Source organism: Thalassotalea agariperforans, assembly GCF_053470345.1.
The window spans coordinates 1-26,624 of sequence record NZ_JBQMWH010000021.1; the positions used below are offsets into that span (position 1 = coordinate 1).

Below are 26,624 nucleotides of genomic sequence, written 5' to 3' on the forward strand. Positions count from 1 at the left end.
TGTCCCGAAGGACTATGAATTAGCATTTAATGTGAGTGCCCACACAAATTGCATGATAACTAATTGTTAAAGAACGTTATCTTTATCAGATAACTCAAGTTAAATCGCATTCGTTTAACTTGTTGCTCCGACTGACTTGAAAGCCTTGCCCGAAGCGAGATGCGCATTCTACGCAACTCAGTTTTGTTGTCAACAAGTTTTTAAATCTTTTTTGAAAGAATTTTTTATCAACCTTTCAAAACGTTTTCTAAACTTATCTCTCAGTTAAATCCCTTATTCAGACAACTTAACTGGTCAAAACGACTTCTTGGGCTTGTCCCGAAGAAGTGGAGCGCATTTTAGAGATTTTTAGGCTGGGGTCAACACTTATTTGCAATTAATTTGAAATAAATGTTTGTTCGCTCAAGTAATAAACAATTCTAGTTGATATACTCGATTGCGCCAGTAATTTCGCTTATTTTATGAGCGAAAGTTATTGGTAGGTTTTCACTAGCTTCATTAACGAATTGACTATTTAATAATATTTTAGTTTTTATACCAGCAGATTCCGCTGCTTGTATGTCTGAATATCTATCACCAATCAAAATACTATCTTTAAGTGAAATTTGATATTTAGCTTGTGCCGTTAAAATCATTCCAGGTTCTGGTTTACGACAATGACAAGTTTGAACATAGTTATTTACTCCATGTTTAGGATGATGAGGGCAAAAATATACATCCGTTATTTTTATCCCTTGTGCTTTGAACTGCTCTTTCATCCAAGATGTTAACCGTTCAAATTGTTTAATTGAATAATAACCACGAGCAATTCCCCCTTGATTAGTAATAACAATAATAATATAACCGAGTTCAAGTGCATGCCGGCAAACATCAAAGATACCATCCGTAAAATCAAAATCTTCAATTTTGTGTACATAACCATGATCGACATTAATAATGCCATCACGATCTAAAAATAAAGCTTTGCTTGTCATCAGTATTCTCTTTGTATTGTCATCAGTCGCTCTTTATATAGTAACTTTTTATATAATAGCCGGAAGACTTATTAAATTAGGTGTATAAATTAAAGGCTAAGTTAATAATCATTAATTGTTAAGGTAAGCATTTGGCTAAGCTGATTGAACACGGCGTTCAATTTTGATTTGTTATGTTGTGTAAATGTCGGCATATCAAGTTGTCCAACATCAACACTTGTGCCGCCATTTTGACTAACATTTAGTGCGCGGTAAAAAATTTCGTTGATTAATGACAAAGACGGATTGGACTGTTCAGCTATTACATAAGACGCATTAGCTTTTATCGCGCTGTTATATTTCCAGCTATTGGCTAATTTTTGTTTTGAGTGTAATGTTTGGTTAGCTAATAAGGGGATATTTGAGGTTTCATTATTACCTCGGACTTTGCCTAAGTTATCAATTGAGTTCTTATTTAAAGTTAACATAGCCGATTTAGATAATTTAAAATGATCGTCTGATTGCCCTAAAACAAGAACTAGATCCACTTTTTCACGATCAATATGTTTATTTAATACCTCTTCGACCAACCCTTTATCAAGATAAGCATAGTTAACCGGTAAAATAATACTTTTGAGCTCTGCCGTTTGACCATTTAAATTTAATATCATGCCATCTAGTGCAAGCGCTGAAATAGCCGCGGTATTGATAGCATCAATGGATTGTTCTCGAATAAAGGGATCCGTTGCGATAACAAGAATATGCTTATTGGCTTTTTTATTGAATTTAACATGGCTATTACCTCTGCTATATAATTCAAACTCCCACAGTAATTTTTCTTGCTGCATGGGTAATAATGCTTGATAAGACACTGACTTTTTTAATGCGCTAAACATTGCGATTCTTGTCCAATACAAAATACGATCATCAAAACGTTGCTGACTTTGAAAATACGTTAAGGCATCTTGCCATATACCTTTGCCATGACGGATCGCTAATTGTGTTAATACGGTATAACTTATTTGATGAGTAAGTTGTTGTTTGAAAGTATCAATCCGTTGGTTAAAGGGCTGAACAAATTCATTAAGCTTTGGGTTAACCATTAAACTTTGTTCTTCAACTGTTAATACATTATTAGCTGTTGCTTGTCCTTGAAAGAAAGTAGCTACAAACAGCACCATAATAAATGAAGAACGGCTTAACAAATTTCGCATAATATATCCTTATCTCCGTTACTGATTAAAGTTTCTGGTCAACTATCGTTTATACGGATTGGTATTATCTAAACAGTACGGCTTCTTTTTTAAACCAGTGTGTACAAAACCATAAGGCTAATAAAGCAAAGACGGCGGTTGAAGAAAAAATATAAAATACCGTACTCGCTTCTATTGTTCCTTTTAATATTTCTTTTATTGCTAAAGCAACATTTGATACAGGGACAAATGCCCAAAAACTATCAAGGGAGATCCCCGGTAACATAGCAACCATAACAGGCATAAAAGTCACCATGGTTAAAGGCCCCATATAATTTTGCGCTTCTTTATAACTACGTGCATAAATTGAAATAGCTAAAACTAAAGCCGCAAAAATAGCAGAGATAGGAACCAACATTAATATCATAAGTATGACATCAGCAAGACCAACTGCCGCCATAATTTCAGAGACTTGTTTAACTTCGGTTATTTTTCCGATCAAATAACTCCAAAAAACTAAGCTACTTACAGTTATTAGCGCGGTAGTAATAGAAGTTGTCATGATAGTTAGGAACTTACCTAACACTAATGATAACCGTGCAATAGGTGTTAATAGTAAGGTTTCTAAAGTGCCCCGCTCTTTTTCTCCGGCACCTAAATCAATCGCTGGGTACATAGCGCCCGTTAAGCATAAAATAATCAACATATAAGGTATGAAACCGCCAACCTTTTCACCAAAGTTTTCCCTTTGATCGGCGGTATCTATGCTCTCTAATTTTATTGGTGTTTTGAGTAGTTCATATTGTTCAATAGACAAACCTAATTCGGTTAAATGCTCTAGGCGCAGATCTTTCACGTAAGTGTCAAATACCTTATTTACCTTTTGTTTAACCGAATTCATTTGAGAAGCATTATTAAAGTAGATCACCCAATGGGCTTGTTTTTCTTTAGTGCTTAATAATGAAAAGTCGTCAGGTATTTTTAGTACAAGGTTTACTTTATTAGCACTAATGGCGTTATGAATTGCTTGTTCATCTATAAATTCAAGATCTACTTTTTTAAAATCACGGTGGTAGATCATCGCTTGATTAAATTCTGGCGCTTTATCACCATTGATAATCGCATAATTTAATACTTTTTTCTGTTCATCAATGGCTACATTAACGATGACTAAAGCCATAAAGCCAAACAGCACCGGAAAAATAATGATCGGCAAGGCAATAATAAAAAATAAGGTTTTTTTGTCGCGCGCTAATTCTAATAATTCTTTAAAATACACTTGCCACATTTTATGCAACCTCTTTATTTGACGTTAACACAGCCATAAAAGCGGCACGTAAATCATCTGCTTGAGTTTGTGTTTGTAAACTATGAATGGAACCTTCAAAACAGGTTTTTCCTTGATCTATGATAGCGACTTTATCTGCAAGGTATGACACTTCATCCATATGATGCGTTGAAAATATAACTGGCCGCCCTAATTCTTTTTGCTGCTGAATAAAGTTTAGAATAGTTTCTGTTGCCATAATATCTAATCCTGTTGTTGGCTCATCTAAAACTAGAACATCTGGCTGATGAATAACTGCACGAGCAATCGACACTTTTTGATGCATGCCTGAAGATAAGGTGTCAATTCGACGATGTAAGTAATCTTCTATACCTAACTGCTGATAAAGTAATGCTCCCTGCTCAGAAATCGCTTTTTTAGACATGCCATGTAATTTAGCAAAATATTCAATATTTTCTTGTGCCGTTAAGCGAGCATAAAGCCCTGTTTTACTGGATAAAAAACCAATTTTCCGTTTTGCTAAAATCGATTTATGTAAAACATTTTCGCCATTAATTAATATTTGCCCTGAATCCGGCAAAATTGAAGAAGCAAGAATACGTAAGGTGGTGGTTTTTCCCGCACCATTTGGGCCTAATAAACCTAAGACCTGCCCTGCTGAGCATGAAAATGAAACATCAGATAATGCCTTAAAACTATTTCCTTGATGACGAACATCTTGGCTCGTTTGACGTAATTGTTTTTTGGCTTCTTTCGTTAATTTGAAAGTTTTAGACAAATTTGAAATTTCTAGCATGAATATTTAGGCTCTAAATGTTAACATTTGTGATTGTAACGACATGTCGTACGCTTTGTACATTGCTTAAAAGTAACAAATTTAAAAATATTTAAAACTTATAAATAGAGAAAAAACAGACTTTTATCGTATTTATGCTAATAAGTGGGCAAAATAAGCAAAATTCTATTGATTTTTTTAGATATAATGGCAAAGTTGCGTACTTGCTCTAAAAGAGTAAAATTTGCAAAAAGATTTCAAACTGATTTCGTAAATAGATTTTAAAGATTGTATTAAAGGAGCAACACTTCAATGTGTTCAATATTTTGTGTTTTAGATATAAAAACTGATGCAGCGGCTTTACGCCCAAAAGCATTAGAATGTTCTCGATTACTTCGTCACCGTGGCCCTGATTGGTCAGGTGTTTATAATAATGACAATGCTATTCTTGTTCATGAGCGTTTAGCTATTGTTGATACCGAAACCGGCGCACAACCTTTATACAATCAAAATCGAAATCACGTGTTAGCGGTTAATGGTGAAATCTACAATCACAAAACATTAGAAAAAGAGCTTAATGTAAATTATCAATTTCAAACTAAATCTGATTGTGAAGTAATTTTACCTTTATATGAAGAGTTTGGTAGCCAGTTTGTTGATAAGTTACAAGGTATGTTTGCATTTTGTTTATATAACGAAAGCGACAACTCTTATTTAATTGCTCGTGATCACATTGGTATTATTCCGCTTTACACTGGTTATGATGAATCAGGTAACTTTTATGTAGCTTCTGAAATGAAGGCATTAATGCCTATTTGTAAAACAGTGGCTGAATTCCCTCCAGGGCATATTTTAGATAGCAAAGTTGGCGAATTACAAAAATATTATACGCGTGATTGGCAAGATTATGACGCGATTAAAAATAACACGACTGACGTAACTGAATTACGTGAAGCATTAGAAAGTTCTGTTAAAAGTCACTTAATGACTGACGTACCTTACGGTGTTTTATTATCAGGTGGTTTAGATTCATCTTTAGTTTCATCAATTACACAACGTTTTGCCGCAAAACGTATTGAAGAAAACGATGAAGTAGATGCATGGTGGCCAAAACTACACTCTTTTGCTGTCGGTTTAGAAGGCTCTCCTGATTTAGCTGCAGCACAAAAAGTAGCGGATAGCATTGGTACTATTCACCATACAATTACTTTTACTGTTCAAGACGGTCTTGATGCATTAAAAGAAGTGATTTATCACATTGAAACTTATGATGTAACCACTATTCGTGCATCTACCCCAATGTACTTAATGGCTCGTAAAATTAAAGCCATGGGTATTAAAATGGTACTTTCAGGTGAAGGTGCAGATGAAATTTTTGGTGGTTATTTATATTTTCATAAAGCGCCAAACTCACAAGAATTCCATGAAGAGTTAAACCGTAAGTTAAACGCTTTACATATGTTTGACTGTTTACGTGCTAACAAATCAATGTCTGCTTGGGGTATTGAAGCTCGTGTACCATTCTTAGATAAGAACTTTATGGATGTTGCAATGCGTATCAACCCAGAAGACAAAATGTGTGGTAACGGTAAAATGGAAAAAGGCGTATTACGCTCTGCTTTTGAAGGTTATTTACCAAAAGAAATTTTATGGCGTCAAAAAGAGCAGTTTTCTGATGGTGTAGGTTATTCTTGGATCGATAGCTTAAAAGAGTTAGTTGAGTCAGAAGTAACTGATCAACAAATGGCGAGTGCACAACACAGATTCCCACACAATACGCCAGCAACGAAAGAAGCTTATTACTATCGTTGTATTTTTGAAGAAAACTTCCCATTACCTTCAGCTGCTGAATGTATTCCTGGTGGTAAGTCAGTTGCTTGTTCAACTGAAGCCGCGTTAGCTTGGGATGAAAGCTTCCAAAACATGGCTGATCCGTCAGGTCGTGCGGTACAAAGTGTTCATAACGACAGTTATTAATCATTAATAACTGCTCCGTAATAACTGCTCCGTAAAAAACACTAAAAGGCTTCTAAATAGAAGCCTTTTTTATTGCCTATTTCTCGCTATTTTCAACTTCAACTTTTAAGCAAATAACAAACGAATAAGCTAACCTTAAAGTAACCCCCAAGCAATATTGGTTTCTGTACTGTCTTATTAATAAGGTTGTTGCCATGAAGAAAAGCATGCGTATCTTGATCATAATAGCGATAGTGTTTAGCTTACTTGCCGGCTACGGCTATTGGTTAATGCAAGAAAGTTACGCCTTTCGCCAAGTCAAAAAAATAGCTCCTGTTCAAAGCAACACGCTCGTTTCCTTTTATCCTCACATTCGCGAAAATAAACGCCCAGAAGAAACCTTTAACTTTCCTATTGCATTAGGAGCACAAGGGCCAAGCGAAAGTTTATATTCAGGCCCTAATCAATACCCTTTTTATTGTATGAGCTTAGATTCAGGACTTGGTCAGCCTAATATTGATAATCAATTAGGTTATGGTGTTCCTGTTTATGATGATATTAATAAACAAACCAAGGTTATTGGCTACAGCAAAGATTGTGGGGTCAACACTAGACTAAGTTATTACCAGCTAGCGCCAAATAACCAGATAAGTAAACTTACTCCTGTGCAATTGACAGCGATGAAAAAAACACCAACAAGCACCCCATTATTTAGAGTCGAACAAGGCAGTATTAACCGTTTTATTTACACCATTGTTATGCCAATCAATGTGCAAGAAATTAATGATAGATTAGCACAATCACAATGGAATAAACGCCTTATTTATCAATTTAACGGTGGCTCTGGGATCGGTTATCGCCAAGGTCGACAACGGGTTCATCGCATCATTGAAAGGCAACTTGAACAATTAACGGCAGGTTACGCGGTAATAAGTTCTAGCGGTAACCGTACTAGCTACACTTATAACATGTTATTGGCAGAAGATACCGCCAGACGTGTAAAAAAACACTTCATAAGTTTATATGGCCAGCCTATATATACCGTTGGTATTGGCGGCTCAGGTGGTGGTTTAGCACAATATTTAATTGCTCAAAATAGCCAAGGAATATTAGACGGTTTGATCCCGCTTTATTCTTACCCCGATATGATCACACAAACCATATATGCCCTTGATTGTGATCTATTAAATAATTATTTTACTTTTCGCGCTGAAAACCGGCGAAAATGGCAAGATTGGAGCAAACGCCGTTGGCTTGAAGGGATGAATGCGATGAACAAATTCCCACAAAAATCCGGCTTTTTGCAACCAATGAATCAATTAATGGCCGGTTTTGCCCCCACTATGCCAAAAGGTAACAGTGAATGTATTAACGGCTGGTTTGGATTATCGAGTTTTATTAATAATCCTAAGCAAGGTTTTATTCGAGACTTTTTTCATCCAAACATAGTAGATAAAGTTAACTGGAGCTATTGGCAAGATATCAGTCATATTTTGGGACAAGATGCTCAAGGAAATGGCCTTTCGACTTGGGATAATGTGGGCGTACAATATGGTTTAAACGCTTTGGTTGATAATCACATAAGTATTGAAGATTTTCTTGATATTAACCGTAACATTGGCAGCTGGAAACAACAAACCGACATGGTTGCTGAATCTATCATTACCCCATTAGGAAGAAAAAAGCCGATTTGGTTAAGTTTATGGGGAAATCAAAATATTACTGAGCCAGAAAATGGAATTGCTAAACGCCATTCAGGCTCAATTGCCGCAATGAAGGCTGCTTATCGTTCAGGCCAAGTGTTTATTGGGAAGGTTGATTTACCAATCATTGATGTCCGCCACTATTTAGAAGATGATCTTGATATGCACCATGTTTCAGCTTCTTTTTATAGTCGCTTAAGACTACTTAAAGCAAAGGGGAACGCTGACAATCATATTATTTGGATCGCCGATAAAGCACATGACCCTGTGATGCAAGCTTTTGATTTAATGGATGAATGGTTATTGGCCTTAAAACAAGACAAGCGCATGGTGATAAACAAAGCAAAACCCAAAACACTAACAGATAGCTGCTTTGCCGCTGACGGGAGCATTATTGCAGCTGGTAAACATGTTTGGGATGGACAATGGAATGATAAACCTGATGGCGAATGCCAAACGGCCTTCCCTATGTATAGTACCAGTAGAATTCAAGCCGGTGGAACCTGGGATGGCGATATTTTTAAATGCCAATTAATACCAATATCCCGCGCTATTGCCCAAGGTTATTATGGCGAACATGATTTGACGGCTTACCTCGACGAGTTAAACCGCATTTTCCCCGAAGGTGTTTGTGATTATTCACAGCCAGATATTGGACGACCAGAAGATATTTAACATAAGTCTGCAGCCTGGCAAGCTGTAAGCTGTAAGCTGTAAGCTGTAAGCTGTAAGCTGTAAGCTAAAAACAGTAAGAGCACCATCACTTAATTTAAACATGATTTTTTAAACTAGGTGATGGTTTTGCTATTTAAGCGGTGAATTACGGCTCATTACAAAGCAGTAACAATATCTCGCACTAAGTCAGGGCCTTGATAAATAAAGCCGGTATAAACTTGCACTAATGATGCACCCGCGGCAATTTTTTCTTGTGCCGACTCCGCGCTGTCGATGCCACCAACCCCAATAATTGGCATTTTTCCAGCGAGCGCTTTAGCTAATAAGCCGATCACAATGGTGGATTGTTCACGAACCGGTTGACCACTTAAACCGCCCATTTCATTCCCGTGTTCAAGGTGTGCAACTTGATCACGCGCTAATGTAGTATTGGTTGCAATAACGCCATCAATTTCATTTTCAATTAAACATTGTGCAATACCATTAACTTCTTCTTCGGTTAAGTCTGGGGCAATTTTAACGGCAACAGGAACATATTTGTTATATTGCTGCGCTAGCGCTTTCTGCTCAGCTTTAATTGCCGCTAATAATGCATTTAATGAATCACCGTATTGTAAATTACGTAAACCTGGCGTGTTCGGCGATGAAATATTAATCGTGATATAGCTTGCATAGTTATACACTTTTTTCATACAGGTAATGTAATCATCTTTGGCATTTTCTTCTGGCGTATCTTTATTTTTGCCAATATTAATACCTAATACACCTTTAAAATTTGCTTGTCGCACTTGCTCAATTAAATAATCTACGCCTTTATTGTTAAACCCCATGCGATTAATGACCGCATTCGCTTCTGGCAATCTAAAAATTCGTGGCTTTTCATTTCCAGGTTGTGGTCTAGGTGTAACAGTACCTATTTCAACAAAACCAAAACCCATAGCATCAAATGCGTTAATACATTCACCGTTTTTATCAAGTCCTGCGGCTAAGCCTACCGGATTAGGAAAGGTGATCCCCATCACCTCTACAGGCTTATTAGGAACTTTACCTTTATACATCCATTTAAGTGGTGTACCACCTAAGTTTTTAAGGGATTTTATGGTGAACTCATGAATTTTTTCAGGATCACATTGGAAAAATATTTTACGGATCAGCGGGTACAAGTTAAAACTCCTAAAACGGTGTAATTACAACAATGTAAGTATCAAGGTTAAGTGCAATGTAAGTATCAAGGTTAAGTGCAATGTAAAATAAGCGGGTAAAAAAATCCCCGACGCTTTGGACGGGGATTCTAACATTTATTTTATCGGTTCGCAGTGTAAACTTAACAACATTAGCTCCCTTAACGCCACCGAGAATTTGGCGAATTCATGCGTTTGACTTGCTCTAAACTCACAAAGAATATTTAACCAACGCGCCAATGGCTGCTCACTGTCGGCAAACCACTTATCTATCATCGTACTGGTATCATCAATACCTTGGTAACTTCTAAGAACAACCGCCGCAATTGAACGTTGTTGCCAGTCTAATTCTTCTCTAAATGACGCTCTTGCTAATGCTTGCCAATGATTTGCAACGGGCTGTTTAGTAATTTGTTCAAGGAACCAATGTAAATCTAAACGGTGTCCTAGTTTAAAGTACATGTCAGCAACTTTTTCGATACTCACTTTGTTTTGCTGAGCAACTTCCGCAATATCCATTATCGAGAATAGGGTACTTAACTGTGAAATACGCTTAGCAATATTGTCAGGTACGCCTGCATTGATAAGGTCGTTTTCAACTTTTTTAAGTTGTTTAACTTCCTTTTCAACCATAAATTCTTCTAAACGCGAGCTCACCACATCAAAGCTGGCTTTAAAAAAGGCAATACTTTGGTCAATCGATAAGTTTTTATCTCGATGTCTTAAAAACCAGCGAGTAACTCGTCTAACAGTGCGTCTTAACTGAAATAACATTTCCGTTTGCACTGCCGTGGTTATTTTATTATCTAGCTTTTCAATTTGATGCCAAATATCAGATAACTCAAATACTTCACGAGCCACTGTATAACAATTGGCAATTTCAGCAACCGAAGCGCCTGTTTCTTCATTCATCCGATTAACAAAGTTAAAGCCCATATCATTGCCAATATTATTTGCCAGTTTAGTGGCAATAATTTCAGCTCTTAATGGGTGGTTTTGCATTTCTGCTTTGTATTTTTTTTGCAGTAATTGCGGAAACGACTCAATCAACAAACGATCATGAAATGGGTTATTGGTAATATCAGGATGAACAAGATCATCTTTTAACACCATTTTACTGTAGGCCAACAAAACCGAAAGTTCAGGGCGTGTTAACCCACGCCCTTGTGCTAAACGGTCAGCAATTTCTTCATCACTAGGAATAAACTCTAACACTCGATCAAGTTTACCTGAGCGCTCCATACTATGAATGAAACGGGTTTGCTCTTTTAATTGGCTGGCGCCACGCATTTCAGTTATTGAAATAGAATGTGTTTGACGATAACAATCTGTTAAAACAATTTCAGACACTTCATCTGTCATGTCATACAATATTTTATTTCGTTGCTTAACGGTAAGGTCGCCACTTTGCACTAAGCCATTAAGTAAAATTTTAATATTTACTTCTTTGTCTGAGCAATCAACCCCACCAACATTATCAACCGAATCGGAATTAATGCGCCCACCTTTAGCCGCATATTCAATACGACCAAGTTGAGTAAAGCCTAAATTGCCGCCTTCCCCCATAATTTTGGCATTTAGATCACGGCCATTAATACGCAAGCCATCATTGGCTCGATCACCGACTTCAAGATGTGTTTCACTTGAGGCTTTCACATATGTGCCAATGCCACCATTCCACAACAAATCCACTTCCATGGTTAATAATGCTTGAATAAGTTCATTAGGTGCCATGCTTTGTTTTTGGCTACCGATCATCTTTTTAATTTCAGGGGTTAAACTAATTGATTTAGCTGATCGGCTAAATAAGCCACCACCTTTTGAAATTAATTTTTGGTTATAATCTTCCCAAGTACAGCCGGGTAAATTGAATAATCGTTCACGTTCAACATATGTTTTAGCTGCATCTGGCTCAGGATCAATAAAAATATGCATATGGTTAAATGCGGCTTGTAAGCGAATATGTTTAGATAACAACATACCATTACCAAACACATCACCCGCCATGTCACCAATGCCCACACAGGTAAAATCGGTTGTTTGACAGTCAATATCCATTTCTCGAAAATGCCGTTTAACAGACTCCCACGCCCCTTTTGCGGTAATGCCCATGCCTTTATGGTCATAACCAACACTACCACCAGAAGCAAAAGCATCCCCCATCCAAAAGTTATACTCTTCGGAAATACTATTGGCGAGATCTGAAAAAGTAGCAGTTCCTTTATCCGCTGCAACTACCAAATAGGGATCGTCCTCATCTAAGCGAACCACATTTTTTGGTGGCACTAACTCGCCAGCAACAATATTATCGGTAATATCTAACAAGCCACGAATAAAGGTTTTATAACATTCTTGCCCTGCTTTAAAAATTTCCTCGCGAGAGCCTTTTGGAAGTTGTTTACAAACAAAGCCCCCTTTGGCACCAACAGGCACAATCACGGTATTTTTAACTTGTTGTGCTTTAACTAAACCCAATACCTCAGTACGGAAGTCTTCTCGGCGATCAGACCAACGTAAACCTCCACGTGCTACTTTACCACCACGTAAATGCACCCCTTCAACTTGTGGTGAATAAACAAAAATTTCAAATTTAGGAATCGGCTTAGGAATATCGCTAATTTTCTTAGGTAAAATTTTAAACGAAATATAGGGTTTATCTTGTTTGTTTTTTGCTTGTTGGAAAAAGTTAGTTCGGATAGTCGCATTCATCATTTCAACAAAACGGCGAATAATTCTATCATCATCTAAATTTGCCACTTTATCTAATGAGGTTTCTATTTCGGCAATGGTTTTGCTAATTTTAGCCTCTGTTGCTTTCGACTTAGGGTCAAATCGTTGAAAAAACAAAGTAATTAATTGCTCAGCAATTTGAGGATAACTTGAAAAAGTATTTTCAATGTAGTTTTGGCTGAAGGTACCACCAATTTGGCGTTCATATTTGGCAAAAGCTCTTAAAATTGAAACCTGACGACCACTTAAAGCCGCACCTAAAATTAAACGGTTAAAACCATCATCTTCAATATCACCACGCCAAACTTTAGCAAACGCATCTTGAAATAATGCTTGTGCTTGTTGAATGTTAATTTTGCCATTGCCAGCCAACAACATTGAAAAATCTAAAATCCAATATTGTTCACCCGTATTGGTTTGAATGGAGTAAGGGCTTTCGCCAATAACTCTTAATCCAAAATTTTCCAGTATCGGTAAAACATCCGATAAATGGATAGGCTCACCGGTATGAAATAACTTTAATTTAACTAAGCGGCTGTTGTCTTGCTCTTCTTGTGGTTGATAAAACAACATTTCTAATGGATTGTCTTCAGATAATGCTTCTAACTTATCAATATCAACAATCGCTGAGCCTGATAAAACTTCATCTTTATAAGCTTGTGGAAATTTTTCATACTTAGTACTTAACGCTTTACCTTGTGCTTCACCACAATGTGATTTTAAGGCAACGGCGAGTTTATCAGCCCAACTTTTAGCGGCTTCATTAAGATTTTTTTCAATTTCTTTCACGTTAATATCTGCTTTAGTTGAATTTACCCGGACAATATAATGTGTTCTAGCTTGTACTGATTCCGAAAAAAAAGTATTAAATTCAACTTCCTGATCACTGCCAAAAGCTTCCGCGAGTAATTTTTGAGTTTGAATACGTAACTTAGTGTTGTATCGCTCTCTGGGTACATAAACCATACAAGAATAAAAACGATCGAAGGCATCACGGCGCACAAATAAGCCTGAATAATCACGCTCTTGCATTTGCATAATACCTAGCACGTTTTGCAATAATTCATCGACATCAGATTGTAAAATTTCGTCTCTTGGATAAGTTTCTAAAATGTTGATCAAGGTTTTATAAGCATGAGAGCCTTTAGCAAAGCCTGACAATTGACAAACCGCATGAACTTTCGATGATATTAGTGGTAAATCTAAAGCACTATTAGTGTAATAAGCAGAACCAAATAGGCCGATAAAACGCTCTTCAGCAATAACGTTCCCTTTATCATCAAATCGCTTGATACCAATGTAATCAAGATGTGCTGGGCGATGTACGCGTGAACGGGTATTGGCTTTGGTTAATACTAATAAGTTTTTTCCTAAAGCAAGTTCGCGCGCAGATGCGCCAACTTTAGAAAGTAGCCGCTGCTTGGGGCTTTTTATATTTTTCATTAACCCTAAACTGGTACTTAAATCAGGCGATAACGCCATATCACCTTCTACTTTAGTGATGTGATATGAACGATAGCCCATAAAGGTAAAGTTGTTATCGGCAATCCAGGCTAAAAAATCTAACGCTGATTTTTTTTCAGCTGCTGAACATGGTTGTTTACCTTGTTTAATATCAGCAACCACATCCTTAAGTTTATTTAAAATAGGTTGCCAGTCGTTAACTGTTAATGATATTTCACTTAATACTGATGCAATTTCATCGGCTAAATCATCTAACATGTATTGCTCTGTTTGCCGGTCTATTTCAATAAAAAATACCGTTTCCACCGAGGCCGATTTAGCCGTTTTGTTCGTGGCTGCACTCAATTTACTAATTTGTTTGTTTTTATCTCTAGCAATTGAAATTGGACAAGTTAGCATTAAATGAGGGCTTAAACCTTTTCGATTTAACGCAATACGCAATGAATCAACCAAAAATGGCATTTCAGTGACGATAACTTCAATAATGGTATGATTTGATTTCCAGCCGTGTTTTGACACTTCAGGATTAAAAACTTTGATCACCGGTGAACTATCTTGATGGCCATTCAATGAATTCCATAAACTCAACGTAGCTCCATACATGTCGCTATCATTTCGGTGTGCAAGATCTAAAGTAGAAATATTACTATAAAGTAATGTTGAAAACTGCTCGACAAGCCCCGCGGTTTCTTTCGGGACTTTTTGTTTAATTAATTCGGCCACATTTTGTAAAATTACCGAAGGTAATCCATCGACTAATGCCATACTTATTCCTATACGCTTAAAGCGGCTATGTAATATTCTATTAACCTCAGTTTCGGCAATGACAAAGCCTACTACTCCAAACTAAAGTTACGAGCTAAGGTTATTTAAACAGAATAGACTAATTTTAAATTTTTATTAACAAATTTAAGGAATTGCGTGAAATAATCAAATAATTTGAGAGAATTTAAGGAAATAGCCGAACATTTCTACTTATTCGCTTCAAAACAAGTAGAAATGTTCAGGTCGTATGTTCGGTATGTAATAGAGTTTAAGTGGTTGTTTTAGGTTTTCGCCATAAAAAACAAGCAAGTGCCGGTAGTACTATCACGGCGGCAAGCATGTTTACTAAAAACATAAACGTTAACATGATGCCCATATCTACTTGAAATTTTAAATCTGAGAAAAACCACGTCGAAACACCAATTGCTAAAGTAACACCGGTAATTAACACAGCGCTACCACGCTCTTCTAGCGCCGCACGATAAGCATCAAAAACGCTGTCGCCTTCGCTTAAACGGTTACTCATGGTAGATAAGATATAAATACCATAATCAACCCCAATACCTACTCCTAAAGCAATCACAGGTAGCGTAGAAACCGTTAAACCAATATTAAGTACCGTCATTAACCATTGCGCTAAGGTTGATACCACAAATAAAGGTAATACAACGGAAATAGTTGCTCTTAAGCTTCTAAAGCTTATTAAACACAGCAAGATAACTGCGCCATAAACATATAATAACATTGGCATTTGTGCCGCTTCTACCGCTTCATTAGTGGCAGCCATCACCCCCACTGGGCCAGAAGCTAATTTAAACTGTAATTTATCTGAGCCTAATTCTGCGCCCACCAATTTAACTTGTTCAACAACTCGTCTGATCGTTTCAGCCTTGTGATCTTGTAAAAATAAAATCACCGGCATCACACTACAATTGTTATTTAATAAGCCACTTGCCGTTGGTACTCGGGCAATAGATTGCACTAATGCTTGTTGATTACGTGATAATACGCGCCATTTAGGGTTACCTTCGTTATAACCTGCATTTACAATTTTAGCGACTGAGCTTAAGCTTATCGCCGATTCCACACCTTCAACGTTATTTAATCGCCATTGAAACTGATCAATGGTGTCTAAGGTTTCGTGGTAAGTACAAGCATCAGGAAATGATTCGACAATCACTGAGATATAATCAACGGTAATAGCAAATTTATCGGTAATTAACGCAGTATCTAAATTATAACGTGAGTCTTCATGTAAAGCCGGTGCGCCAGCATGTAACTCCCCTATTTTCATATTTTGAGAATAATGCCAACCACTGACAAATAAGGCGGCCGTCACAAGTAAAATAAACGCAGCAACATTAGGGGTTGCACAAACCGCCATTGCTGACCAAAAACTAGAAGGCGTATTTTTTACTTGCGGTGTTTTTTTGGAAGTTAACGATAAAAATGACACCAATATCGGCAATAAAATCAGATTGGTTAAAATAATCATCGCTACACCTAAAGAAGCAGTGATCGCTAACTCTCGAATAATACCAATATCAATCGACAACAAGGTTAAAAAGCCAACCGTGTCAGATAATAAAGCCACAACACCAGGCAATAATAAGGCTCTAAAACTCAGTTGTGCTGCTTCTTTTGCGCTAAAGCCTTTATTCACATTTTTCTTGATGCCATTGATCATTTGCACACCATGACTAACACCAATGGCAAAAATCAAAAATGGCACTAATATCGACATAGGATCTAAACCAAAGCCAATAAATGACAACATGCCCATTTGCCAAATCACAGAAATTAACGAGCAAACAATCGGTAACACAGTCAGCTTAATAGAGCGGCAAAACCAAAACACCATCAAGGTTGTTATGGCAATCGCAATAGCAAAAAATACCACAACTCCTTTGGCACCTTCAGCAACATCACCAACCATTTTACTAAAGCCAATAATATGAAGACTGAATTGCTCGCTTTCATATTTTTTTCGAATGTCGTTTTCTAATTGTTGGGCAACAGCAATGGTGTCAAGTTTATCCCCCGTTTGTGGATCTATATCCATTAACGAGGTTGTTACCATGGCACAAGAGTAATCATCAGCAACAATGCGGCCAACAATGTCTGCCTTTTCAATATTGCCTTTTACAATACTTAAGCCTTGTGCAGTTGGTTGAAAATCAGCAGGGATCACAGGGCCACCAGCAAAACCATCTTCAACAACTTCGACAAAACGTGTGTCAGGTGAAAATAATGACTTTACTTGAATACGGTTAACACCCGGAATAAAAAATAATTGATCATGCACACCTTTTAGAGCAGTGAAAAAATCAGCATTAAAAATATTACCGCCATTATCACAAATGGATATCAATACATTATTTGCCCCACCAAAATTTTCACGGTGTTTTAAATACGTTTGCATGTAACTATGATTAAGCGGAATATTTTTAGTAAACGAGGCATCTAATTTAATTTGGCTGGCTTGAAAAGTCAGAAATACGGTGACAACAACAAATAAAAATAACGCAATTAAGCGATGGCGAAATAAAGCCAATTCACAACGGGTAATAAGTCTTTCTAAATTAATCATATTATTTCAACAGTGAGATGTGTTTAATGCCAATATCAGAAACGATGATCAGCTGCTGATCAAACCAAACACCATCAATTAACGACTTGCCATCAGCTTGAATATGTTTAGTAAAGGTTTGCGCATCATCAGTACTTTTCAAAATAACTCCATTATTACCCAACAGATAAATTTCATTATTGTCTCCCAAGACAATCGAATTTAATAACGCGGTAGTATTACTGTTAACTTGATCCCAAGGCGTTCCATTTTTTTGACTACGGAAAATATGACCACGTAAACCACTAACAATTAAATTGCCTTGTTGAGTGCGAGCAATATCAAAAAATGAACCGTGATAAATATCATCTAGCTTTTGCCACTTAACGCCAAAATCATTACTTTTAGCAATAAGCCCCATTTCCCCTACTAAATACAAAGTACGGCCATCAACTTCTATCCGGTTAAAATGCGGTAGCATGCTTTTTCTTGCATCTAAATAAGCTTCTTCATCATCAAGTTTTAACTCTTTTAGGTAATCAACATCGTCAGGATGTAAAAATTCATCATGAAATTCACTTTGCCATGTTTTTCCACCATCGAGGGTACGAAAAAACAAACCGTATGAGCCAATGGCAATACCATTTTGTTCATCCTTAAAAGCAATATCAAAAAGCGGTTTTTCTAACTGAGGTAAAAACAGTTGAACCTGCCATGAAACTCCACCATCTTGACTATGTAATATGGTCGCATCATGACCGACAGCCCAACCTAAGCGGCTATTTAAAAAGTATACCGACGTCAAGGTAGCTTGTGATGGCACTTGCGCTTGTTGCCACTTTTTACCATCGGTTGATAATAAAATATGGCCGTATTCACCAACCGCAACCAATTTATTATCGTCAATTACTTCAATATCTAATAATAACGATTGAGCTGCTAAAGGCGCTTGCCATGAAGTTGACGTTTGACTGTTAGCATATGAACAGAAACTAAATAAAATGGAGGATAAAAAAAGAGATATAGAAAATATTTGAAACATGCAAAACCTATTTAAAGGGGAATAAAGCCGACAACATTGCTGCCGGCTAAAAAATGAGCTTTTAACGACGTCCTTCTCGGCTTAATGCTGAAGGAGTAAAAGAGCGCTCATCTAAATCGGCAGAAAAATTATACATAGATGCTTCGTTATCTAATCCCATCGCAATATACCGACGAGATTGTAAATCATGAAACACCTCAAGCGTAGACCATTGTGCTGGTAATTCATAATAATTTAAGCCATGTGCAACACCCACTCGATATAATTCATCACGATTATCGTAAATATCCGTGATGGCAATTTGCCAGCTATCTTCATCTAAAAAGAAGACACGCTTTTTATAGGTATGGCGGATATTATCTTTTAAATTAGCTTCAACTACCCAAACACGATGTTTTTCATAACGCACATGTTCAGGATTAATATGGCCTGCTTTGATGATATCATCATATGTTAATTTATCGCTATGTAAACGGTAATCATTATAAGGAATTAATAATTCTTTTTTGCCTTTTAATTCCCATGTGTAACGATCCGGTGCGCCATTAAACATATCAAAATCGTCAGTTGTTCTTAAACCATCAGCTGCTGTCCCTGGTGCATCATAAGCAACATTAGGTGCACGTCTTACTCGGCGCTGGCCAGTGTTATATGTCCAAGCTTGGCGTGGTTTTTTAATTTGATCCATTGTGTCGTAAACTAACAATGCTGTACCCGCTAAACGTGCTGGCTCTGTTACACTTTGTTTGAACTTAAACAAAATATTGTTTTGCTCTAATTCACTAGCTTGTGCGCCTTTTACATTGTATGGCAGCATCATTTGATCATCAAAACCAACAAAAGTGTAATCACCGCTGGCAGTTGGTGCCGCTTGTCCACCCTGTCGGGTAATTTTCTCACCACGGTAGCGTAAAATATGATTCCAAATCGCTTCTAAACCATTTGCTGGGATAGGAAATGGTACACCGACGGCAGCCTTAGTAATGCCATTACCACCTTCTGTTAACTCGGCAGAGGTGGCGTTATCAATAGCTGCTTGATAGACATGTTCAGGAAATGAAGCACTACGGTGTGTTTGATAGACATTCATTTTGTAAGTATCAGGGTAAGTTTCAAATAACTTAATTTGTCCTGGTGTTAATAATGCTTGGTATTTGGCAACGTTTTTGCTGTCAATGGTGTATAAAATTTTATCTTGTGCATAAGGATCTAAATGATGATCCCCTACAGTGTAACCGGCTGGTGGCTCAGTAATGCCCCCCGTCCACGCGGGTATAGAACCATCAGCATTAGCCGCTTTGACAGCACCTAATGGGGTTAACTCGGCTGATAAAGCTTTTGCTTGTTCCGGTGTTACTTTAGCCGTTGCTGAAGTTCCTATCACGACAACTGATATAGCGAATGATAATAATGTTAATTTTTTCATTGTATAACCCTTAGATAGAATACTTAATGCTGAGAGAAACATAATCACGATCTTCCATTTGGTTAGTCGTGCCTACACCATCCCAAAAGCCGTTATAACTGACATCAGCAGACCAACGACTTTGATAATCAAACGTTACGCCCATAGAAACAGACTTACGTTTTTCGATAAATAAAAATAGAGGATCTGGCGTTGTACCAGAAACATCATGAGAGAAAACAACCCGCGGCGTGACGTTAATACCAGCAAAAACATTGTTATAATCCAGTTTTGCTACCGCACGATAACCCCAAGCAAATTCATCTGGGAATGGGTTTGTTTCAACACCATCTTGAATGGCAAGTTCTAACCCAGCTTTGCCAGCAATACCACCATTGCGATCAGTACCTGGGCCATTTAACCGTAAAACATCAGGATCTGGCATATCTTGAATATTAATACCACCTACTTCAATTAAGCCCGTTAATTGACTTGCGCCTAAACTTGGGCCAAATAAGTGGGTTAAAGTAAACTGTGCTTGTACGGTATCTGATAAAACAAAACCTTCGGCATTCGAGCCAGGTTCAAAAACATCCATTTGTGAAATACCATCAAATGCGGCATAGTCAGGATGACCTGTATTAGCTAATTGCTGCGGCATAGCAGCAAATAACAATTCAACATCATCAATTTGTAAAGGCTCATCTTGGCGATAAGTTAACTCCCCTGCCACCGATGTTTCACCAACAACGGTATTAAAGCTTAAAGCGTACAACTTAATATCTTCAACGTAATCAAGCTCTACTTGTGAAAAACTGCCCAGTTGATAATAATTTTGCTCGGTTATTTTACCCGCGGCTATCATAGCCACATCTGCCGCAACAACACTCGGGGTAAAATTAGCTGTTTTACCTGAAAATACCGGACGACGGCTATGGTAATTCATGTAATAAGCACTGATTTCAGTGTCATTTAATTCAGGTAAATACCAAGATAAACGTAAACCATATTGACCACCATCATCAGGCTCATTTTCAGCTAACTTGCCTGGCGCACGAAGGGTTAATTGGGTTGGGTAAGCAAGGTATAATTGTCCCGCGATGGCAGGATCTAACCCCGCACGAATACCATCCCCTAAAGAGTTTAGCTCAGTCAATAAATAATCGAGATCCATATCAGGACCGCCAGCAAAACCTAATTGCACATTAGCGTATTGGCCACCATCACCGGCAAAGTCATTATTAGAAAAATAACTCCCTGGTGCTGGTAAAATGGTTTTTTCCCAGCTGTATTGGTAAAACGCTTCAATACTGAAGGTATCGGTAACCCCTAAAGATCCCCAAATAGCTCCATAAGGTATAAAAGCTTCTTTAAGTTCAGAGCCTGGCGCTCTAAGGCGTGCAATATCAACCGGGTTTAATTCACTGATACCATGAGAAATAAGTGAGCTCTCCCCCCAACTAATAACTTGTTGGCCAACTTTGATTGTTAGTGGCATATCGTCAAGATAAAAGTCACCATAAACATAAGCATCTAATAAACGAATATCACGACAAACTTGCTGGCTTGCTTCATTATCTCGACAGGGATCATTATTCAAGCCCGAAACAGGGTTAGTCCATGCTCTGTCAGAATCACTCATTTCAAAATCATAGTAATACATGCCACGCACGAATAAACCGATATTATCATAGCGAATATCTAAGTCATGAGAGCCTTTAAAAATAGTAGAGAAAGCTTCACCGGCATTATAATTTAAATTACCGTTATCGCCATTAGTTGAATAACTACCGGCACCATCCCAAACATCGGTATTAGATGGTGAAGGAAACGCGGCATCAAAGCCTGAAAAATCAAAACCATTTTGTGGGTTGTTAGCTTTACCAACTCTGTTTGACCAGTCTCTATCTTCCACTCGCCAGCTTGTGCCTAAACTAAAAGTAGAGTCGAAACTAATATCAACATCACCTAATTGAAAGTTTGCAGATAATGCTTGGCTTGATGCCATTGATATTATCGCCACAGATACCATTTTGGTTAATGGCTTTATCGCAAACGTTTTATTAAAACGACACTTCATACGATTTATCCCCCGAGCAGAAACATAATAATTATAGTTAGCACTAATGCTAGTTAACAGCTATTTAAACAATAATTGCATCATTCTAAATAACTATCAAGCGCTAAAAAAACACCTTAATACCTTTTATAATAATACATTTACCAGATTTATCAGGTTATTTTTTTACGATATATTAAACGTGTGTTTAAAACTAGGAGAAGCATAAAATTAGCTGTACGCAAGAAACGGCTATTTCTCGGTGCTAGCAACTAATTAGCAAGAAAAAACTTAATGGTTTGAGGTCTAACCAGCGTTTAAAGCATTAACTCTATTCAAGACAGTTTTGTCATAGATTTAAATTTATTATTTTCCGTAATTAATAAGAATTTGCCATGAATTCCTGCCATAGTGACAAATTTTCTTAAATGCATAGCAGGAAACCTCACCTTAATACCTTGGGTAGTCACTACCTGAATAGAATCAAAGTGGCCATGGTAATAAGGTAAAAATTCTTCCGATGTTAAGGAAATTGTAAAATAAAATTCTTTAATCATAAGTCTATCTATTGAATTTTAATCGTTAACTTTACCTTCAAATAAATCAACGCTTAACTTCAATTAACCCGTGCTGACAACCTCGCTGAAATAGCACAGCGAGGTTGTATTAGTGAGCTTCGGTTAATTAGCTTAACGCGGCAGTCACTTTTTCTTTTAAATCGCGCGATAAGTTAGGCAAACTGGCAAGTGTCATTAAATGTTGTTGCAACAACGCTTGTCTTGCTGGCTCATATCGTTTAAATGCCAATAATGGCGTAATTAATCGAGACGCTACCTGCGGATTTAGCGTATTTAGCTCGATAATATGATCCGTTAAAAACTGATAACCTTTACCTGATTTACAATGGAAGTACTTAGGATTATGCATCATAAAAGCACCTATTAACGAACGCGCTCTATTTGGATTATGCAAGCTAAATAATGGGTGTGATAACAACTTAGCTAAACGCTCAAAAATAGCATCACTGTTATGCATAGCGTTAATAGAGAACCACTTATCCATAACAAGTGTAGTGTCGTACCAACGTTTTTCAAAATGCGAAAGCTGGTCATCAAAATTTGCTAAGTTCTGTTGTGCCGATGCCGTTAATGCAGCAAGTGCATCTGTCATGTTTTCAGCTTGCTGATATTGTTCATGCACTAATTTACTATTTTCAGGTAATACCGCTAAATAGGCTAAACAAGTATTTTTTAAAGCTCTATTGGCAACAGCAATTTTGCCAACGTCCTGACTTTTTATGCATTGTTGATAGCAGCTTAACAAGCTATCAGCCAAACCTTGCGCTAAAAAGTGCTTTAAGGTTTTAAGCGCATGTAACACCACATCGGGATCAACTTCGGTTAAGTTATCGGCAATTTCATCAAAGCTAGGTAAAGCCAATTGTTCGGCAATAAGCGCAGGATCAATATCTGATTGAAGAATATTAGCAAAGGCCGTTAACAAGCTATTTGGTAAGTTAAACTCAGGGTTTTCGATCAGCTGTTTAATGTAACGAAAGAACAGTTTTTGTCCTGCATCCCAACGACAAAATTCATCTTGTGCTGATACCATGATCTGTTCAAGTTCAACATCTGTTTGGGCAAAATCAACTTTTACTGGCGCTGATAAATCCGCCAAAAAAGCAACCGTTGGCTTTTGCGTAAAGCCATTAAACTGCCAAGTTTGTTGCTCTGCTTTAAGTTCTAACAGTCGAGGATTTGCAGCTGCTTGCGCCGCTAACAGCTCAATTTTTATCGGTATATGTAAATTAACTTTTTCTGGCTGCCCTGCTGTTGCTTGATGACTTTGTTTAACCGTTAAGCTGTAAGTTCCTGTGTTTTGGTCAAAACTTTCAGAGACAATTAACAAAGGTGTGCCAGCTTGACTATACCAAGCTTTAAATTGACTTAAATCAATATTCGCCGCATCAGCCATCGCATTAACAAAGTCATCACAAGTAACCGCCATACCATCAAAGCGTTCAAAATATAAGTCCATACCGGCACGGAATTTTTCTTTGCCTAACAAGGTATGGAGCATACGAATAACCTCTGCACCTTTCTCATATACTGTTAAGGTATAAAAGTTATTCATTTCGATCACTTTTTCAGGACGGATCGGGTGCGCCATTGGCCCCGCGTCTTCAGCAAACTGTTGTGAACGTAATACGCGTACATTTTGAATGCGAGTTACGGCAGCTGAATTTAAATCAGCACTGAATTGTTGATCGCGAAAAACCGTTAACCCTTCTTTTAAACTTAATTGAAACCAATCTCGACACGTTACTCGGTTACCTGTCCAATTATGGAAGTATTCATGTGCAATCACCGCTTCAATATTAAAGTAGTCAGTGTCTGTTGCTGATTGTTCATCTGCCAACACAAACTTACTATTAAAAACATTCAATCCTTTATTTTCCATAGCTCCCATGTTGAAAAAATCAACCGCTACAATCATGTAAATGTCTAGGTCGTATTCCAAGCCAAAGGTATCTTCATCCCACTTCATTGAATGTTTTAACGACTCCATGGCATGAATAGCTTTGTGCTTATTACCTTTATCAACAAAAATCTCAAGCGCGACATTTTTGCCTGAGCAGGTGGTGTATTGATCACTTAATAAATCAAAGTCACCTGCGACTAAAGCAAATAAATAACACGGTTTAGGATGAGGATCATGCCAAGTAACAAAATGCTGATTGTCAGCTAAGTCACCGGCATCAATTTTATTACCATTAGATAATAAATAAGGAAAAGCCGCTTTATCAGCAATAATTTTAGTCGTGAATACCGCTAATACATCAGGGCGATCAAGATAATAGGTTATGCGTCTAAAACCTTCAGCTTCACATTGGGTACAGTAAGCGTCACCTGATTTATATAAGCCTTCTAACGCGGTATTATCTACAGGTGATATTTGTGTTTGAATCAGTAATTCAAATGACCCAGTTGGTACAGTAATTTCTATATTTTCATCTGAAATGCTGTATTCACTTTCCGATAACACTAGACCATTAATCTCAATAGATAATAAGTTCAGCTGCTCACCATCCATAACTAAACGAGTTACACCGGCTAAGTTATCAATTTGCATTTTATTAGTAACCACTGTTTTAGCGTCAGCTAATGCAAAAGTTAAATCAACGGTTTTAATGGCAACTTCTGGTGCTTGATAATCTTTGAGATAACGTGGGGTAAATTCAGTCATAAAATAAAATCACTTAAAGGCTATATTGTAAGAAAAAGATAAATTAAAAATTTTATACTATTTTTTAAAGCTTACGAGTTTTTTAATATTAAACCCGATAAAACCATACACAATAGCTAACACAGGGTTAATTAAATTAAAAAAGCAGTAAAAAATATAATCAAGTGGGTTAACTAATAAAACACTATACATGTAAGCACCACAAGTATTCCAAGGAATTAGTGGCGAAGTAATAGTACCTGAATCTTCTAAGGTTCTACTTAGTACAACGGGATGTAAACCGCGGCGTTGATATTCTTCTTTAAACATGCGACCAGGCATCACAATCGCAATATACTGATCTGCTGTCATCACATTCGTTCCAATACAAGTAAGTACCGTGCTTGTAATTAAGCTACCAACTGACTTTACTGTTTTTAAAATAGACTCAACAAATTTTCGTAACATGCCTAAATGTTCTAGCACTGCACCAAAGCTTAAAGCGCACATAATTAACCACACAGTATTAAGCATACTCGACATACCGCCACCACTTAATAAGTCATTTAGTTCAGGCTGGTTTGTTTCGATGATCACACCATCAAAAAGCGCGGTCCAAATAACCGTAATATTGGCGGTAAGTAAATCAACATTTTCGCCAGCTAACCGCAAGATCAATTCTTGCTGAAAAATAAATGCCCAGAGCGCGCCAATTAATGCGCCAATAGCAACCGCCGGAAACGCAGGTGTTTTTTTAATTGCTAAAGCTAACAAAATCACTAAAGGAATTAAGTTCCAAACGCTTAAATTAAATTGCATAGCTAACGCTTGATTAAGATCCGCAATGGCATTGTTTGATGCGCTGGTACTTTCAGAAAAACCTAATACTAAAAAAAGCAACAATGCCGTTGAGATAGAGGGAATAGTCGTCCATAACATATATTTTATATGGTCAAATAGCTCACTACCAGCCACCGCAGGTGCTAAATTAGTTGTTTCAGATAAAGGCGAAATTTTATCACCAAAATAAGCGCCAGAAATAACTGCACCGGCGGTGATCGGTGCCGATAACTCTAAGCCTTGTGAGATACCAATTAACGCAACACCAATAGTGGCTGCGGTAGTCCATGAGCTACCAATGCTCATAGCAACAATGCCACAAATCACACAAGCAGCAGCATAAAACCAATCAGGATTTAAAATCTGTAAACCATAATAGATCATGGTGGGCACTGTGCCCGATAACAGCCAAGTGCCAATTAATGCACCAACGGCTAATAAAATTAAAATAGCCCCCATAGATAGTGAAATACCATGGATGATCGCTTTTTCAATATCGGCCCAGCTAAAACCATTTTTTAAACCAATAATGATCGCTAAGCCCATGCTCAACATTAAGGCGATTTGATTAGGCCCATAAGAAGAATTATCACCAAAGAAATTAACCGCCATGGCTAATAAAAATATCAAGAAAATAATCGGAATGGAGGCTTGCACTAAGGTTGGTGCTTTATTGGAGGTAACCTTCTGCTGATTCATATATAAGATATCCTAGCTTAAGCTCATTTTATTTAACTAAATAACCTGAACTCGGGTTAAATAGGAAATGAACTAAACAAGTAAAATAAACCGTCATAGAAG

General features: G+C 37.3%; 15 protein-coding genes. 2 read left to right on the plus strand and 13 right to left on the minus strand.

All coding sequences use genetic code 11. The annotated features are described in order from the left end of the window. Positions 1-419: 419 nt before the first annotated feature. From gmhB to ACSLUO_RS16810, 4 genes are all read right to left on the minus strand, one after another. Positions 420-974: a D-glycero-beta-D-manno-heptose 1,7-bisphosphate 7-phosphatase gene (gene gmhB, locus ACSLUO_RS16795; protein WP_448250312.1), complete on the minus strand. Its 555-nt coding sequence runs from the start codon at positions 972-974 to the stop codon at positions 420-422. A gap of 101 nt (positions 975-1,075) precedes the next feature. Further along, the gene (locus tag ACSLUO_RS16800; protein ID WP_448250313.1) at positions 1,076-2,167 is read right to left on the minus strand and encodes a PA0049 family protein; all 1,092 of its coding nucleotides are present in this window, start codon (positions 2,165-2,167) and stop codon (positions 1,076-1,078) included. Between the two features lie 64 nt (positions 2,168-2,231). Continuing rightward, entirely contained in the window at positions 2,232-3,434 is a 1,203-nt protein-coding gene (locus ACSLUO_RS16805; RefSeq protein WP_448250315.1) for an ABC transporter permease, read from the minus strand. A 1-nt stretch (position 3,435) separates the two neighbouring features. Continuing rightward, positions 3,436-4,230: an ABC transporter ATP-binding protein gene (locus ACSLUO_RS16810; RefSeq protein ID WP_448250316.1), complete on the minus strand. Its 795-nt coding sequence runs from the start codon at positions 4,228-4,230 to the stop codon at positions 3,436-3,438. A 291-nt stretch (positions 4,231-4,521) separates the two neighbouring features. Between ACSLUO_RS16810 and asnB the strand changes: the two genes are divergently transcribed. Beyond that, a complete protein-coding gene (gene asnB, locus ACSLUO_RS16815; RefSeq protein ID WP_448250318.1) occupies positions 4,522-6,186 on the plus strand; it encodes an asparagine synthase B in 1,665 nt (554 codons plus the stop codon). Between the two features lie 194 nt (positions 6,187-6,380). Further along, positions 6,381-8,543 (plus strand): DUF6351 family protein, encoded by a 2,163-nt coding sequence (locus ACSLUO_RS16820; protein WP_448250320.1) that lies wholly within the window; start codon positions 6,381-6,383, stop codon positions 8,541-8,543. Positions 8,544-8,698: 155 nt separating this feature from the next. Here ACSLUO_RS16820 and pyrD read toward each other — a convergent pair whose 3' ends face one another. The 9 genes from pyrD to nhaC all read right to left on the minus strand — a co-directional run bounded on the left by pyrD (position 8,699) and on the right by nhaC (position 26,522). After that, positions 8,699-9,706, minus strand: coding sequence for a quinone-dependent dihydroorotate dehydrogenase (gene pyrD / locus ACSLUO_RS16825; protein ID WP_448250322.1), 1,008 nt, complete (start codon positions 9,704-9,706; stop codon positions 8,699-8,701). 135 nt (positions 9,707-9,841) lie between these two features. Next, positions 9,842-14,683: an NAD-glutamate dehydrogenase gene (locus ACSLUO_RS16830; RefSeq protein ID WP_448250324.1), complete on the minus strand. Its 4,842-nt coding sequence runs from the start codon at positions 14,681-14,683 to the stop codon at positions 9,842-9,844. 268 nt (positions 14,684-14,951) lie between these two features. Further along, on the minus strand, positions 14,952-17,273 hold the full coding sequence (locus ACSLUO_RS16835; protein WP_448250326.1) for an efflux RND transporter permease subunit: 2,322 nt from the start codon (positions 17,271-17,273) through the stop codon (positions 14,952-14,954). Between the two features lies 1 nt (position 17,274). Next, positions 17,275-18,294: a WD40/YVTN/BNR-like repeat-containing protein gene (locus ACSLUO_RS16840; RefSeq protein ID WP_448250327.1), complete on the minus strand. Its 1,020-nt coding sequence runs from the start codon at positions 18,292-18,294 to the stop codon at positions 17,275-17,277. A 61-nt stretch (positions 18,295-18,355) separates the two neighbouring features. Further along, positions 18,356-19,720: a DUF1329 domain-containing protein gene (locus ACSLUO_RS16845; protein ID WP_448250329.1), complete on the minus strand. Its 1,365-nt coding sequence runs from the start codon at positions 19,718-19,720 to the stop codon at positions 18,356-18,358. A gap of 10 nt (positions 19,721-19,730) precedes the next feature. Continuing rightward, on the minus strand, positions 19,731-21,779 hold the full coding sequence (locus ACSLUO_RS16850) for a DUF1302 domain-containing protein (RefSeq protein WP_448250331.1): 2,049 nt from the start codon (positions 21,777-21,779) through the stop codon (positions 19,731-19,733). Between the two features lie 314 nt (positions 21,780-22,093). Next, positions 22,094-22,315, minus strand: coding sequence for a DUF2835 domain-containing protein (locus ACSLUO_RS16855; RefSeq protein WP_448250332.1), 222 nt, complete (start codon positions 22,313-22,315; stop codon positions 22,094-22,096). A gap of 127 nt (positions 22,316-22,442) precedes the next feature. Further along, positions 22,443-25,004 carry an aminopeptidase N gene (gene pepN / locus ACSLUO_RS16860; RefSeq protein ID WP_448250333.1) on the minus strand — a complete coding sequence of 854 codons (2,562 nt, stop codon included), beginning with the start codon at positions 25,002-25,004 and terminating at the stop codon, positions 22,443-22,445. Between the two features lie 57 nt (positions 25,005-25,061). Continuing rightward, positions 25,062-26,522: a Na+/H+ antiporter NhaC gene (gene nhaC / locus ACSLUO_RS16865; protein WP_448250335.1), complete on the minus strand. Its 1,461-nt coding sequence runs from the start codon at positions 26,520-26,522 to the stop codon at positions 25,062-25,064. Between the last annotated feature and the right edge of the window lie 102 nt (positions 26,523-26,624).